We start from the raw sequence: 14,614 nt of genomic DNA, 5'->3' as shown, positions 1-14,614 counted from the left end.
CAGCGCCGACCGCGTTCGGCTCGGTCCGCCGGGATCTGTTTCAAAGACGGCTGTCGTACTCGCGTGGTAGCACAGCTTCATGTCGAACGAGATCACGCTGCCCCATCCCGACGAGGTGTGGGCGGAGGCGGCGGCGTTGGCCGTGCTGCCCGCGCTCATCCCGGCCATGGACATGGGCTTCGAACCGGCGGACGGCGGCCTGCGGGGGATGGACGTCGGGAACGGCTGGTGGGGCGTCTCGTGGGTCGAGGGCGGACGGGCGGTCGTCTACGGCTACGACAGCGACCACAGCCAGACCCGCAGCCAGGCGCTGCCCATCGACCTGCTCGCGGGCGGGCCCGAGTGGCTGCCGTGGGAATGGCTCGACAGAACGATCCGCGACGCGGAGATCCTGGCGTTCGTCTACTGGTGGGACGGGGAGTCCTGGGCGCGGACCCCGTACCCGGAGGGCATGAGGGACGGGGCCGGGTGCGGGTCCGGAGGCGCCGACGAACGGTACTGGGAGCTCGCCGAGGAGTACCGCGACGCGGTCACCGCGTACGACGCGCTGGTGAGCGCGTGCCGCGCCCGTACGGTGGACCGGGCCGTGATCGAGGCGTTGATCGGCCCGCTGGACCCCGAGATCCTGGCCGAGGAGTTCGACCTCGACGACACGGACGGGATCTTCGACGTTGACGGCGCCCTGGCGGTCGCGGAAGAGCTGGGGGTGGCCCGGGTTCCGTTCGGCCCGAGATCCCGGCGGGAAACGGGGAGCCCGCGGGGCGCCGCGTGGTGGTCATCGAGCCGGCGCAGGCCAGGAGCATCATCGGGGCCGCCATGAGCGCCGCGCGGGAAGCGGAACGGCCGGTCCCCGCCGCCGGTGACGCCCTGGACGGGGTGGTCGGGTGGATGCGAGCCAACGGGCACGAAGAGATCAGGGCGGCCTTCATCGGGCACCCGCGGCACCCGTTCGCCTTTCGTCACCCCGATGGCGAGGGCTGGCTCGATGAGGACTTCTGCAAACTGCTCAACGCGTGGAGGGAAGAGGAAGGCGACGAACGCTCGGGACGCTGGTTGCACGTGCGCGTCCAAGCGCCTTTGCACGAGGTGAGCGTCGAGCGCGCCTACGACCACCGCCCCTCGTTCTGGCAGGGCTTCTACGTGCACGAACCCCTGGACGCGCTACGCGAGGAAATGGCGCGACGCGACCCGTCCTGGCGACCCGGATGGGCCACCATGCTCGACATCGACTACTACAGGGACGGGGCACCACCAGAACTGTGCTGGCATCCCTGAAACCGCCCGCTGAACCTACGGCACGACCTCACGCCCCGGCACCCCCATGCAGCCCGGTTTAGCCGCCACGGAAATCCACGAACGGATCGCGTCCTCGGCCCAGGCGACGCCGATCAGCGGTGTGGGCGGCTCCGGTTCGGCGTAGGGGACCCCTCCCGGGAAACGGGGTCTACTCTCTGGGCTCGCACATGGACTCCCCACCGCGGTGACAACAGTCGGGCCAGGTCATGCTGAAGAAACGAGCACCTCTTGCCATCCCGCTCTCCCTGCTCACGGCCGCCACAGGGTTGGCGGGGTGCTCGTCGGACAAGCACGAGAGCGGCCCATCCGGCAAGCCCGCTTCGTCGAGCCCGACGGCCGCCGACCAGGCCATGGTCGCTTGGGTGAGCAAGGTCTGCGCCGCCGATTCGCACGTCCAGCAAATGGCCGGCACCGAGGTGCCGACCACCTCGAATCCACCGCGGGCCCAGGTGCGGGCGTTCATCAAGAACATCGGTCAGCAACTACGTCTGGGAGTGACCACGTTCGAAGGGATCGGTCACGCACCGGTCGCCGGAGGGGACGAGGTGGTGGCCGCCTATATCCGCGGTCTGAAGGACAGGATTCCCGATATCAAGCGAGCCGAGTCCTTCGCTCGCGGCAGCGGCTCGATGATGGCGGCGGGAGCCAACCTCCCGCTGCTGTACGTGTCCACGGCCCTCCACAGCCTCGCCCCCAAGGGCCCGGACCTGCTGAGCCTGGTGGACCGCAACGCCGCACTCGCACAGGCGTACCGAACCGCCCCGCCCTGCCAGCGCTCCCTCCCTCTCAAAGCACACTCACCCACCCCGACCCCAAGCCGGTAAACACCAAGCCGGATTCACTTCTCTGCGGCCGGGCGCCTGGCGGCCCATGCCAACGTCGAGGAGTTTCCTCAGGGCCAGGGCAGGCCGCGCGGCAGCGATCGTCCCGTCCTGAGGTCGAACGCGCCCACGCCGTCGGCCGGGATCATCGGCTGGAGGGCCGTTCAGGGCGACCGCGCGCGTGAGTGGTGAACGAGTCGGCACGCCCCCGCACCACCTGCCCGCCCCCTGAAGACGCGCCACCCACAGGCCGACATGCCTGCCCCGCCGTCCGCGTACGGGCCGGTGCCGCGCCGCAAGGGAACTCGTTCCGCGCGAAGGAGGAATCATCCATGACAGATCCCCGGCACAGGAGGCCAGAGTGCACGGAACGACGAACCGGCGGGGACGGACGTGACCCTCACCAGCGGACCGGACCAGCGCGCCGCCGCGCCCACGGACCCTGACGAACGAAGCGGCACCGATGCGCATCCGAATGACGTGAAACTCGGTGTGGAGGCTGGGGATGCCCTTCTCATCGCGCGTTCTCTGAGGCAGCCCGAGGAGTTCGCGCCGCTGTTCCATCGGCACGCGCCCCGTATCCACCGCTACATCGCGCAGCGGCTGGGGCCGGACGCCGCCGAGGACCTGATGGCCGAGACGTTCCTCGTGGCGTTCCGCAACAGGCACCGCTACGACTCCGAACGCGCCGACGCCCGGCCCTGGCTCTACGGCATCGCCACCAACCTCATCGCCCGGCACCGGGAGGCCGAGGTCCGCGCGTACCGGCTGCTGGAACGCGCCGGGCCCGGCAGCCCCGCCGTACGGCCCGGCGACGACCTGGGGGAACGGGTCGCCGACCGGGTCACCGCGCAGAGCCTGCACGGTCCGCTGGCGGGCGCGCTCGCGGCGCTGCCCGTCCGCGTCCGCGACGTCGTGCTGCTGGTCGCGTGGGCCGACCTCAGCTACGACGAGGTCGCCGAGGCCCTGGACATTCCTGTCGGAACGGTGCGATCCCGGCTGCACCGCGCCCGCCGCCGCCTGCGCGACGCGCTCGGCGGCGCCGACCCCACCCTGATCTCGGAGGAGGACACCCCGTGAACGAGCTGGACACGCTGCGCGCGGCGCAGCCCGACGTTCCCGCGCCGAGCGAGCGGACGCTCGACGCCGCGCTCGCCCGCGTCCTCGCCGACGCGCCGGAGACCCGGCCCGGAGGCCGGCCCCGAGGCCGGGCCCGCCGCGCCGCGCTGCCGAGGCCGGGCCGCCGGGCGGTGCTCGCCGGGGGGCTCGGCGTCGCCGCCGCGGTGGCGGTCGGGGTCGTACCGGTCCTCGGCGGGCACGGCTCCGCGCCCGCCGAGGCGGCCGTCGTCCTGCACCGCGCCGCCACCGCGACCCGCGCAGGAACCGACACCGCCGCCCGCCCCGGCCAGTGGATCTACGTGGAGTCCAGCGTCCGCGGCGTCCCCGGGCAGGGCGTGAGGTGGGCCCCCGGCGAGGACGCCGACACTCCGCGCCCCACCACCACGTTCCACATCCGCAGCTGGTACCCGGCCACCGGCGGGAAGTTCCGCGATTGCGAGCCGTCCGGCCGCCACGGCTGGTGCACGCCCGACCTCGCCAGCGTCGTCCGGCAGGTGAACGGCCGCGAGGAGGGCAACGCGCTGCTCCCCGACCGGAACGGCTGGGATTCCGGCAACGAGAGCTTCGTCCGTTCGCTGCCCACCGATCCGGCCCTCCTGCGCGCCCGCGTCTACGCCCAGGCCGACCAGAAGAACTTCCTGAAGAACTTCGACCGTGACCAGACGGCCGTCGAGACGATCGCCGACCTCATGCAGGCGCACATCCCGCGCGACCTGCGGGCCGCACTGTACGACGTCCTCGCCCGCGTTCCCGGCGTGCACCTGGTCGACGACGCCGTCGACAACGCCGGACGCCACGGGATCGGCTTCTCCCGTACCGGGCAGGGGCAGAGCCTCCAGATCATCGTGGCGCGCGGCAGCTACCGCTACCTCGGCGACCGGCTCACCGCGGTCGAGAACCTCCCCGGAGGCGTCAAGGCCGGCACCGTCCTGCGCTGGAGCGCCCAGCTCCGCGTCGCCGTCACCGACAAGCCAAGGCAACGGCCCACCTGACCGCCCGGCCGATCCGCGCGAACGTCCAAGCGTCCCGCAAGCACCGGCGCCGCCGCGCGACCCGTCGCCCGGCGGCGTCACCACACGACCTCTCGGGCGGCGGGACCGTGACGAGTACCAGCGTCGCCAATCGGTCCCTCGGCGGCGAGCGCGGCCAGAAACCCACGGCCGGCATCGACACCGAGCGCTGACGCCGGTGTCGCGCGCCACGCGGCGTCCGACGCAGCGGAGGTCTCGGACGCTATGCGCTGTCCGCGCCCGACGCCGGTGAACGCGAAACGCGGGCCCGACGCGGCGGAGGGGGGCGTGAGAGGCAGAGGCAGAGGCGGACCGGGAAGGGGAGCGGCCGCGGGGTTCGTCACGGCGGAGAGGGCCGCGCACGCGGGGGCCGAACGGGTCGGTGCTGAGTTGTTTCCGTTCCTACCCGCCCTTGATGCTGGCCGTAGGGCGGGTCAGGCGCTGATCTGGCGGGCTACTCCGCATAGGGCGTGTGCGGATGTGGGGGGCTCGGCGGGGACGGGTGTGTCCCGCTGCCATATGGGAGTGGGGACGATGCCGGGTGCCACCAGTTCCAGTCCGTCGAAGAAACGGGCGATCTGGTCGGGCGGGCGCAGGTGGTAGGAATTGGCGGACGAGGCGTTGTAGGTCTCGACGGCCTTGTTCAGCGCCGCGTTGGTGTTCGTGCCGTCGCTGAGCGCCAGGTAACTGCCGGCTGGAAGCGCGTCCAACAGCCGCCTCGTGATTCCCCAGGGATCGCCGGAGTCCGGTAGTTGCCCCATGATGCCCAGCATGGTCAGTGCGATGGGCTGGTCGAAGTCCAGTGTCTCGGCGGCCTTCTCCAGGAGCGGTTCCGGGGCGCGCACGTCGCCGTCGATGTAGTCGCACTTTCCTTCAGGTGTGCTGGTCAGGAGCGCCTGGGAGTGCAGTTGGACGAGGGGGTCGTTGTCGACGTAGACGATTCTGGATTCCGGTGCCACGCGCTGGGCGACCTCGTGGGTGTTGTCGACGGTGGGCAGCCCGGAGCCGATGTCGAGGAATTGCCGAATGGCGGCCTCGCCCGCCAGGAACCGTACCGCGCGGGCGAGGAAGCGGCGTTGCAGGCGGGCGAGAAGCGCGAAGTCGGGAAACGTCTCCAGAATCATGTCGCCGACCTCGCGGTCGGCGGCGAAGTTCGCCTTGCTGCCCAGCAGATATCCCCAGACCCGTGCCGAGAGCGGGCGGTCGGACCGGATCCGATCAGCCGGCTCGTCGTGCGGGACTTCCCCGGAGCCCTCGGAAGAATGATCGGTCACGTTTCCAGTCTCGCACGCGCCGATTCGGACCAGAAGGCCCTGCGAAATCGGCGGACGAAGCGTTGCCGACTGACGTCGCTCGGCTCGTTCTCGCTGGTCACAGCCTGCCTCCCGGTCTGCACGATCGATCGGGAACGTCCGGGGTGATCGCCGTGGGCTATGCGGGGTCTCGTCGGGCGCGGGGGTGGTGGCCGGGCCAGTTTCTGAGGTAGTCGGCGAAGCTGATGTCTCGGGTCGTGTCGCCGCCGAGTTCGACGGTCCGCTCGGAGGGCTCCTCGTCCGGATCGCCTTCGATGATGACCTTGAGCGGGTGCCGGGCGTGGTCGGCGAGGAGTTTCCACAGGACCGCGTTGAGTTCGTCCCGTGCCCAGTTGGGTGGTTCGTCGGAGGGGCCGAGGTGGTAGTAGGCCGGCGCGCGGTCCTCGTGGACGGCCTTTCCCAGGTGCAGGCGGACGTCGCACCGGGTGCAGACCAGATCGGCGTGGATGCTCATGAGCCGCAGGATCCGTCAGGTGGCGCTCGACGGCAAGGGCGTTGATCGCGGACGGGGCTCCCCCGACGGGCTCCGCGTACGGCGAGCCCGTGTTGCCTAGTGATTGAATCACTAGTATCACTATCACTATGAACAGGGAGAGTCGCCCGTCGCCGCTCGGGCTGGTCGTGCTGGGGCTGCTGCTGGAGGCGCGGATGCATCCGTACGAGATGCAGCGGCTGCTGAAGGAGCGGCAGAAGGAGCGCGTGGTCAACATCGGGCAGCGCAGCAGCTTCTACCAGACGATCAACCGGTTGCAGCGGGACGGGCTGATCGTCGCGCACCGGACCGTCCGGGAGGGGACGCGGCCGGACCGCACCGTCTACGAGATCACCGACGAGGGGCGGCGGACGTTCCACGGGTGGCTGCGGCGGATGCTGGCCGCGCCGCGGGACGTCTTCCCCGACTTCCCGGTGGCGGTCTCCTACCTGCCGCTGCTGGAGATGCGGGAGGCGGTGGAGCTGCTGGAGACCCGGCGGGACGCCCTCGCGGACGAGCTGTCCGAAGTCGAGGCGGCACTGGCCGCGGGCGGGGCGGTCCTCCCCGGCTGATGCTGCTGGAGGAGGAGCTGCGCCGCGACGTGGTCGCGGCCGAGTTGCGGTGGCTGTCGGCTCTGGTCGACGACATCGACCGCGGCCGGATCACCTGGTCGGCCGAGGCGCTCGCCGACCAGATCGCCCGCCTCAGCCCTCCCCGGACCACCTGAACGCGACGACCGCACTCACCATCCGAACACCGCCACAGGGGAGTCCATGGCCGCCTCACAGCTCCACGTCATGATCATCGGTGCCGGCACGGGAGGGATGGCGCTGGCGCACGCCTTGAAGAACGCCGGCGTCGGCGTCGCGGTGTACGAACGCGACCGGACCCGGCTGGACTTCCTGCAAGGCCACCGGGTCGGCATCAACCCCGAGGGCAGCCGCGCGCTCAAGGCGTGCCTGTCCCCGGAGCTGTTCGACACGTTCGTGGCCACCTGCGCCGCCCCGATGCGGCGCGGCACCCTCTACACCGAGAAGCTCAAGGAGCTGGTGTCGCTGGAGTTCCCGCTCGACCGCGACGCCGCCAACAGCGAGAAATCCGTCAGCCGGGTGACGCTCAAACAACTGCTGCGCACCGACGTGGACGACATCCTTCACTTCGGGAAGTACTTCACCCACTACGAGCGCCTGGACGGCGGGCGGATCGCCGCGCATTTCGAGGACGGCACGACCGCGACCGGCGACGTCCTGGTCGCGGCCGACGGGACGCGTTCCCGGGTACGGCAGCAGTACCTGCCGCACGCCAAGCTTGAGGACGCCGAGATGGTCACCGTCAGCGGCAAGATCGCGCTGGACGACTCCGTACGCGACCGGTTCCCACCGCATATGACCGACGGCACCTCGTTCGTGCTGGCGCCCGGTGGCAGGTTCTTCATCCTGCACACCATGCGGTTCCCCTGGGACCAGGACCGCAAGCCCAAGGACGGCATCGGCGGCAGGGACGCCGAACTCCTCGCCGCCTGGCCCGGCCTGGCGTTCGACAACACCACCGACCACCTCATCTGGGGCCTGGCGGTCCCGCCGCATCTCGCGCCCGCCGGGCTCGCCGACGCCGAGGGCGCCGACGTGATCGACATGGCCAGGAGCATGTCGCCCGGCTGGTCCCCCGACCTGCACCGGCTGTTCGAGCTCAGCGCCCCCACCACCACCGCCGTCTCCACCCGGCAGTCCACCTCGGTGCCGATCCCCGCCTGGCCGACCACCAACATCACCCTGCTCGGCGACGCGATCCACACCATGACCCCAGGCCGCGGCGCCGGCGCCAACACCGCCCTCAAGGACGCCCAGATCCTCGCCGAACGGCTCGTCGCCGCGGACCGCGGCGACCTCGACCTGATCGACGGCATCCGCGACTACGAGACCCAGATGATCGACTACGGGTTCGAGGCCGTCCGCGAGTCGCTGAAGTTCTTCGGCAAGGACAACCCGCTCAACCGGCCCGTTCTCGGCCGCGCCTTCCTCGCCGCGCTCCGCGGCGGGGCGCGCACCGTCCAGGCGCTGCCGCCCGTCAGACGCGCCCTGGTCAACCGCATGCTCGCCGGCCGCGGCGCCCAGTGACCCCTGCGGGACGTCCGGCCGAACGCATCGAGCGCGCAGCCGGACGTCCGCGAAGGTATCCCTGTTCGGGGCAGGCGGGAGGGCGACGAGCGGAGCGATCATGGGCTGGTGATCCCCACGAAAGCGAACGACCTCGGCGGTTTCCTGCGCAGCCGCCGCGAACGCCTGACGCCGGCCGAGGCGGGCATCGGGCCCGGCGTGACCGCCCGGCGCGTCCCCGGCCTGCGCAGGGAGGAGCTGGCCGAGCTGGCCGGGGTCAGTACCGGCTGCTACACGCGGCTGGAACAGGGCGTCAGCGCCAGCGCGTCCGACGCGGTCATCGACGCGCTCGCCGCGGCGCTGCGGCTCGATCCGGCCGAGCACGAACACCTGCGGGTCCTCGCCGCTCCGAGGCGGCCGGCGCGTCCCCGGGCACGGCGGACCAGGCTGCGGCCCTCGGTGCGCGAGCTGCTCGCCGCCATGCCCGGGACGGCCGCGATCGTGATCGACCACCGCGCCGACGTCCTCGCCTGGAACCGCCTCGGTCACGCGCTGCTGGCCGGCCACGTCGGTTTCGACACCGCCGACGCCGCGGTCCGTCCCAACATCGCCCGGCTGCTGTTCCTCGACCCGCACCACCGGGCGCTGTACCGGGACTGGGAGGCCAAGGCGCAGGTCACGGTCGCCGCGCTGCACCAGGCGGCGGCGCGCTACCGGGCCGACCCCGGGCTCGAACGGCTCATCGGCGGCCTCGCCGTCGACAGCCCCGAGTTCGCGCGGATGTGGGCGCGGCGCCCCGTTCGAACCTGCTCGTACTATCTGCGCGAGTTGGAGCATCCCGTCGTCGGGCGGCTGACCTTGGCGAACGAGACGGTCACGCTGCCCGACGACGACCAGCAGATGGGCCTGTTCTACGCGCGTCCCGGCACGCCGGACGCGGACGCGCTCGCGTTGCTGGTGCAGAGCCTCGACCTGGCACCGATGAAGGAGGGCGTGCGATGAGGATCATCACCGTCGGCGGTAGCGGCACGATCGGGCGCAGGCTGGTGCCCGCGCTACGGTCCCGCGGCCACGACGTGATCGTGGCCGGGCGCACGTCGGGCGACGTCCACGTCGATCTGGCCTCGCCGCCGACCATCGAGGCCATGTACCGCGAGGTCCCGGCGGTCGACGCCGTGGTGAGCATCGCGGCGCACGGTGCGCTCGACGACTTCCGCACGCTGACGTCCGAGGCGCTGCACGCCAACATGCGGGCCAAGTTCTTCGGGCAGGCCGAACTCGTCCTCGCCGGCCAGCACCACTGCGCCGACGGCGCGTCCTTCACCCTGACGTCCGGGATATTCGCCGACCAGGCATGGCCGCACGTCACCGGCGGAGGCGCCATCAGCGGGGCCCTGCACAGCTTCGTCCTGTCCGCCGCGCTCGAACTCGGCCGCGGGATGCGGGTCAACGTCGTGAGCCCCACGATGATCGGCGACTCCGTCGACGCGTTCGGCGAGCAGTTCCCCGGCATGCGCCCGGTGCCCATGAACGAACTCGTCGACCACTACGTGCAGTGCGTCGAAGGCGACGACACCGGCCGCGTCATCCGCGCGTACGGCTGACCGCACGCGGTACCGGCTTTCCGTGGAACGGCCCGGCCCGCGGGGGGGTGCGTCCAGGCGGCCGGCCGTCGCACGACCTCATCCGCGGGCCGCTCCGCACCCGAATGGGCGTGGGCCGAAAGGTACAGCCGGAGACGATGTCGGCGTCCGCTAGTGTTCGGCCATGCCCAACGTGATCTTCGACTGGCAGTGACGCCCCATGCGTTCCGTCACCTGGTGGATCGTGGTGATCGCGGTGCTGGCTCTGGGCGCCGTTTCGGCGGTCGTCCTCCTGCACCGGAACGGTTCGGACCGTTCTGAGCTACCCGCTTATTCGGCCGAGGACTTTTCCGGTGGCCGCTCTGAGCACACTTCGGTGGCGTTCAGTCCCGACGGCAAAACCTTGGCCACCGCGGGCAGCGTCAAAGGAAGCGACGCGAGCGTATGGCTCTGGGACGTGACCAGCCGCCGAAATATCGCCGCTGTTCCCCTCCCCCATCACAACCGCGCCTCTTCGGTGGTGTTCAGCCCCGACGGTAAGAGCCTGGCCGCCGTTGCCGACACCGGCGCGAGAGCCAAGGGAACGGTCTGGCTCTTGGACGTGACCCGCCGCCGGAAACCCGCGTCCCTCCCCGTCCAATACGACTACGTCGGAGGACTGGCCTTCAGTGCCGATAGCAAGACGCTGGCTGTCGGAGGTGGACGCGGCCGGGACGAGGGAAAAGTGTGGTTGTGGGATGCAGCCGACCGCCGGCGAATCGACGCTCTTCCCGTCCCGTTCAGCTACGTCGGGGAAGTGGCCTTCAGCCCGGACCGCAGGACCCTCGCGGTCGGCGGAGGCCCCGACACCGAGCACGACCGCTCCGCAGGCGAGGGGATCTGGTTGTGGGACCTGGAAAGACGCCGGAACGTCGCCACCCTCCCCACCCGCGTCGGCGTCTCGTTCATGGCGTTCAGCCCCGACGGCAGGACACTGGCAGGCGAAGGAGAAAGCAACGAAGGCGAATGGACGGACGTGTGGCTGTGGGACCTGAGCAGCCGCCAGAGAACCAGCACCATTACCGGTCGCACCTCGGCTCACTACTCTCCTGAGGACGAAGGGCGCCAGTTCTCTTCGGTGACGTTCAGCCCCGATGGCAGAACCCTCGCGGTGGGCGGACGCGCCCCTCAAGGCGAGGGAGGCGTCCTGTTGCGGGACGTACCCGGCCGCCGGAACATCGCCACTGTCACTTTCACCGACCGCCGCGCCGACGTTGACGCGGTGGCGTTCAGTCCCGACGGCAAAACCCTGGCCATCGGCGGGAATGGCCTCGCTCTCTGGCAGGCGCGCGGAACGTAGGCCGGTGTTTGCCCAGGGGTGCCCAGGCGGAGTCTCAGTTCACCGGCCGGACGGACAATGCCACGTACTGCTCGGCATAGCGGATGTTCGGGCCGGGGTCTCGGCCTCTCGCCGCGGCCTCGACCACCGGCGCCGAGCCGCCTGGGCGGTCAGGACCGTACGTAGCGCCGGAACGTGGTTCCCGAGGCGAGGGAACGGTGCTCGACCAGGCGCAGCGGCAGTTGCTCGCCCACGGGCAGGTACGGCTTGCCGCCCCCGACGATCACGGGGAACGCGTACACCCAGAACTCGTCGATCAGGTCCAGCAGGGAGACGGCCAGCTCGGGCCCGCCGAGTTGGAGGGTGCCGTCGATCTCCTGCTTGAGGCGCGTCACCACGGACTCGGCGTCCTTGCGGCGGACGATCGTGACCCCTTCGGGCACGGTCTGGAGGGTGTCGGAGAAGACGTACCGCGGGGTCTCCTTGTAGAACCGGGCGAACTCCCGTTCCAAAGCCGGGGCGCCTTCCTTTCCGAGGTCCTCCGTCCAAGGCTTCTCCATCGCCTCGTACAGCCGCCGCCCGAACAGGAACGCCGCGATCCGGCGAACATGGTCGTTCGCCTCCTGCCGAAAGTCCTCGGCCGGCTCCATGAAGTCCATGGCCTCGTCGGGTCCCTCGATGTAGCCGTCGATCGAAGTGTTCATCCAGTAGATGACCTTCCCCATGAAACTCCTCCTTGGCCGTGGACGCCGTCCAAATGCAAGACCCTACGAACCGCCGAAAATCACCGCAGTCGGACCACCCTTTGCGCCCGGCTGAGCCAGTACGGCTTCGAGCAGGGTTAGCCGTGTGCGATGGCAACTGCCGGTGCTGCCTGGCGGAAGCTCCGCCGGCGCGTCAACGGCCCGGTGGGTGAGGCCGTGAAGCCCCTCCTCCGCGATCATCTCAAATGGCCACATCCGCCACCTGTACCTCACGTGGAGTGACCGTGCTCCCAAATGCCCGCGGGGCGCACACCTTCGAGCGTGGTGCGAGCTGGGAGTTCCTCGCGGGACCACGGGAGGCGGGGGACGGGGACCTCATAGCCCTCCCCAGCGGAACGAACGACGCGAGTGGCTGTCACGGGACGCGGACACCACCAAGGCGGGATCGGAGGTGCGGGTACGCCGCCCAGTGAGCGCACTGCCGCCCACCACCACGGTCAGCGCACCACCGAAGACCTGCTCGGCGGGTTCACGAGCGGCCGCGGCGGACTCCAGCCGTTCACCATCCGGTTCGGGGATGCCACTGCTTTTGATCACGGCGAGAACGTTATGCCCGGCGAACGCCGACGCACTCGCCGCCGTCCACACCTGCGGTCCGCGGAACGGAGTTCCGCTGCTCTGGACGCACACGAACAGCGCCAGCCACCGGACCTCCTCAGCCCCCTCTCTCCAGCGGAGCTCTCGGAGCGCCTGCTGGGCTGTAGCGCACTACGCCAACTCGGCCCTCACCGCGGCCAGCTTGCCGGGCCAGACGCCGCTACGGCCCGACCTGGACACCCGCATGACTCTTGAGGCAAGAGCTGCTAAAACAGTCCAATCTGCATCGCCCTGCCCGAAGTGACGGCGGGCAAGCTGGGGGAGATTCTTCATTGCTGAAGCCTGACGTCGGCGACGAGTTGCGGGCACTCGCCGACCATCCTGATCTCGCGGCGAAGAGCGCACTGCTGAGGGACCTTTCCGAGGCCATGAGCGACCGGACCAAGGCGGAGCGCTGGTGCGAAGTCGATCTCTTCGCGGCGTTCGCACCCGCAGAGACGGTCATCCCGGCTCTCCCTGAGAAGGCCAGCCGTAAGCACTGGGCGTCGCGTGCGGTGAAGGGTCTTCTCGCGATCGGTCCGGTGCTGGTATTCCTCCCCGTGCTCTTCACATGGATGGGCTTGCACGAAGCAACGTCCGCATACGGTCAGGTGCTCGATGATCAGGATGTGGAAGCTGCACGACGACCGTTCTTGGAGATGTGGCAGCAAGGGTTCGACGGTCGACTGCCCAGTTTCTTCCAATTCAACAACGTCGCGATGTTGACGGTCGCCGCAATTCTGTTCCTGGGCACTTGGACGGTGGGTGAGAACCTGCTCTACAACCGTTCCTTGGACCGCGCTGAACGCCGCCAGACCATGCTAAGGGCCCGGCTCAGCCGCGCCCTTACCGAGACGACCTTGTATCTGGGACAGATCCGAATGTCCGCGCCGAGCCGCTTCACTGCCGAACTGTCACAGGCGGCCATACAGATCACTGCGATCGGAGAAACCGTCAGGAAGGCCCAATCCGATCTGATGGATGCCGTAGTCTACGCACTTGAGGCCGCGCAGAAGACCGGCGACGCTCTCCTCTCCAGCGCGGACGAGGTGCAGAGCACGGCCAAGGTTCTCGATCGCCACTTCCAGGAGATCAATTCGGCGACCGCGACGATGACCGTTACGGCAGACTCGATCGCAACCAAGACCGGGCAGTCCGTCGAGGAGTTCCGGACGGGCGTGACCGCCGCGCTCGACGACGAGTTGCAGCGCCTCGCATCGGGGATCCGGGCCTCCGTCAGCGAATTGCGACACGAGGTCGAAGAGCTCGTTTCGGTGAGCAGTGGCATTACCAAGGCCATCGATAGATCGACGGACTCGGTGCAGACCGTCGGCAGCGCTACCGAGCGGACGGTGAACACTCTGGTCGGCCAACTGACCGAAACCTTGAACCTCACCGCTGCGGACTTCGAACGTGCGTTCTCTGGTGCGAGCACCGAAATCCGTGCAGCCCTCGGAGACTGGGCGGACACCGCCGGCACACACGCCAGCCGCATCGAGATCGTCACGGACGTGTCAGGTCGCACCGTCGACATGCTCGACCGGACGAGGAGTTCCCTCGAACGCCTGGCCACCTTGCCCGACCAGATCTCGCAGGCCACCGGATCGGCCCTCAACGAGAACCGGGCGACGGTCACGGCCGAGCTCGACGAACTCAAGCGGTCGATCGCCGAGTTCAGCCACGTCCTGACGGAGGCCGCGCAGACCATCGCCCCGCGCTCGCAGCGGCAAGGCGAAGTGGCATGAAGCGGCGCCGGTCCTCCCTGACGGTCCTACTGGCCGGTTGGCTGTTCGCTGACATGCTCCTCGCGCTGACCATCGTCATGCTGGGCGCAGAGGCACCCCCCAAGGCCGAGGCCTACCCATCGGGCGGTGCGTCTCCGTCCAAGAGCCCGTGCGCCGCACAGGTCAGGGGCGTGAAGTCCAAACCCGCATTGGCCAAATTCCCTGTGAGCCCGGGGGCAAGCGGCCGGACGCTCGTCGCACAGGTCAAGAAAGGGCTGCGCAAGCAGGCGAGCGGCTTTGCGGACAAGCGCGCCGGCATGGTGCTGACGTTCGGCGGGAACGGCGGCAGCGGGCAAGGCGTCGCGCTGGCGTCGCGGGTCAACACGGCGCTACGCGAGGCATACCCGAGCGTGTTTCAGTCCGCCGCGACCCGCAACTTCCACGACCTCGCGGCTTCCGCAGGCTCGATCTCGATGGAGATCTATTTCATCAACAACGGTTGCGACAAGAAAGGCTCGTGAC

General features: G+C 69.7%; 17 protein-coding genes. 13 read left to right on the top strand and 4 right to left on the bottom strand.

Features of this window, described 5'->3' with window-relative positions:
• The first annotated feature begins 79 nt into the window (after positions 1 to 79).
• The 5 genes from GEV43_RS25320 (at position 80) to GEV43_RS25300 (ending at position 4,228) form a co-directional block, all read left to right on the top strand.
• Complete coding sequence (locus GEV43_RS25320; RefSeq protein ID WP_160822838.1) at positions 80 to 820, top strand: hypothetical protein; 741 nt, start codon at positions 80 to 82, stop codon at positions 818 to 820.
• The gene (locus GEV43_RS25315) at positions 769 to 1,275 is read left to right on the top strand and encodes a hypothetical protein (RefSeq protein WP_160822837.1); all 507 of its coding nucleotides are present in this window, start codon (positions 769 to 771) and stop codon (positions 1,273 to 1,275) included. Before GEV43_RS25320 ends, GEV43_RS25315 begins: the two co-directional genes overlap by 52 nt.
• Before the next feature lie 227 nt (positions 1,276 to 1,502).
• Positions 1,503 to 2,120, top strand: coding sequence for a hypothetical protein (locus GEV43_RS25310; protein WP_160822836.1), 618 nt, complete (start codon positions 1,503 to 1,505; stop codon positions 2,118 to 2,120).
• Positions 2,121 to 2,609: 489 nt separating this feature from the next.
• A complete protein-coding gene (locus GEV43_RS25305) occupies positions 2,610 to 3,197 on the top strand; it encodes an RNA polymerase sigma factor (protein WP_309239832.1) in 588 nt (195 codons plus the stop codon).
• On the top strand, positions 3,194 to 4,228 hold the full coding sequence (locus GEV43_RS25300) for a CU044_5270 family protein (protein WP_160822834.1): 1,035 nt from the start codon (positions 3,194 to 3,196) through the stop codon (positions 4,226 to 4,228). Before GEV43_RS25305 ends, GEV43_RS25300 begins: the two co-directional genes overlap by 4 nt.
• A 452-nt stretch (positions 4,229 to 4,680) precedes the next feature.
• On the opposite strand, the gene GEV43_RS25295 is transcribed toward GEV43_RS25300, so the two are convergent.
• Positions 4,681 to 5,520, bottom strand: coding sequence for an SAM-dependent methyltransferase (locus GEV43_RS25295; protein ID WP_160822833.1), 840 nt, complete (start codon positions 5,518 to 5,520; stop codon positions 4,681 to 4,683).
• A 157-nt stretch (positions 5,521 to 5,677) separates the two neighbouring features.
• Positions 5,678 to 6,013, bottom strand: a complete 336-nt coding sequence (locus GEV43_RS25290) for a hypothetical protein (RefSeq protein ID WP_160822832.1) — start codon at positions 6,011 to 6,013, stop codon at positions 5,678 to 5,680.
• 128 nt (positions 6,014 to 6,141) lie between these two features.
• Between GEV43_RS25290 and GEV43_RS25285 the strand changes: the two genes are divergently transcribed.
• The 6 genes from GEV43_RS25285 to GEV43_RS25260 all read left to right on the top strand — a co-directional run bounded on the left by GEV43_RS25285 (position 6,142) and on the right by GEV43_RS25260 (position 11,049).
• Positions 6,142 to 6,603 carry a PadR family transcriptional regulator gene (locus GEV43_RS25285; protein WP_160822831.1) on the top strand — a complete coding sequence of 154 codons (462 nt, stop codon included), beginning with the start codon at positions 6,142 to 6,144 and terminating at the stop codon, positions 6,601 to 6,603.
• Complete coding sequence (locus tag GEV43_RS25280) at positions 6,603 to 6,758, top strand: hypothetical protein (protein WP_160822830.1); 156 nt, start codon at positions 6,603 to 6,605, stop codon at positions 6,756 to 6,758. Before GEV43_RS25285 ends, GEV43_RS25280 begins: the two co-directional genes overlap by 1 nt.
• Before the next feature lie 46 nt (positions 6,759 to 6,804).
• Entirely contained in the window at positions 6,805 to 8,148 is a 1,344-nt protein-coding gene (locus GEV43_RS25275; protein WP_160822829.1) for an NAD(P)/FAD-dependent oxidoreductase, read from the top strand.
• Positions 8,149 to 8,256: 108 nt separating this feature from the next.
• Positions 8,257 to 9,129: a helix-turn-helix transcriptional regulator gene (locus GEV43_RS25270; RefSeq protein WP_309239831.1), complete on the top strand. Its 873-nt coding sequence runs from the start codon at positions 8,257 to 8,259 to the stop codon at positions 9,127 to 9,129.
• The gene (locus GEV43_RS25265; RefSeq protein ID WP_160822828.1) at positions 9,126 to 9,731 is read left to right on the top strand and encodes a short chain dehydrogenase; all 606 of its coding nucleotides are present in this window, start codon (positions 9,126 to 9,128) and stop codon (positions 9,729 to 9,731) included. Before GEV43_RS25270 ends, GEV43_RS25265 begins: the two co-directional genes overlap by 4 nt.
• A 199-nt stretch (positions 9,732 to 9,930) precedes the next feature.
• Entirely contained in the window at positions 9,931 to 11,049 is a 1,119-nt protein-coding gene (locus GEV43_RS25260; protein WP_160822827.1) for a WD40 repeat domain-containing protein, read from the top strand.
• 149 nt (positions 11,050 to 11,198) lie between these two features.
• Here the strand turns inward: GEV43_RS25260 and GEV43_RS25255 are convergent, their stop codons facing one another.
• Positions 11,199 to 11,753: a dihydrofolate reductase family protein gene (locus tag GEV43_RS25255; protein WP_160822826.1), complete on the bottom strand. Its 555-nt coding sequence runs from the start codon at positions 11,751 to 11,753 to the stop codon at positions 11,199 to 11,201.
• A 354-nt stretch (positions 11,754 to 12,107) separates the two neighbouring features.
• Entirely contained in the window at positions 12,108 to 12,329 is a 222-nt protein-coding gene (locus tag GEV43_RS25250; protein WP_160822825.1) for a hypothetical protein, read from the bottom strand.
• A 332-nt stretch (positions 12,330 to 12,661) separates the two neighbouring features.
• Here GEV43_RS25250 and GEV43_RS25245 point away from each other — a divergent pair, with 332 nt between their 5' ends.
• Positions 12,662 to 14,113, top strand: a complete 1,452-nt coding sequence (locus GEV43_RS25245) for a methyl-accepting chemotaxis protein (protein ID WP_160822824.1) — start codon at positions 12,662 to 12,664, stop codon at positions 14,111 to 14,113.
• A gap of 53 nt (positions 14,114 to 14,166) precedes the next feature.
• Positions 14,167 to 14,613: a hypothetical protein gene (locus GEV43_RS25240; RefSeq protein ID WP_241683036.1), complete on the top strand. Its 447-nt coding sequence runs from the start codon at positions 14,167 to 14,169 to the stop codon at positions 14,611 to 14,613.
• The last annotated feature ends 1 nt before the right edge of the window (position 14,614 follow it).

The organism is Actinomadura sp. J1-007, from assembly GCF_009793335.1.
Lineage (GTDB): Bacteria > Actinomycetota > Actinomycetes > Streptosporangiales > Streptosporangiaceae > Spirillospora > Spirillospora yumaensis.
The sequence above is the reverse complement of the archived record's forward strand: the minus strand, read 5'-3'. Positions and strand labels throughout refer to the sequence as shown.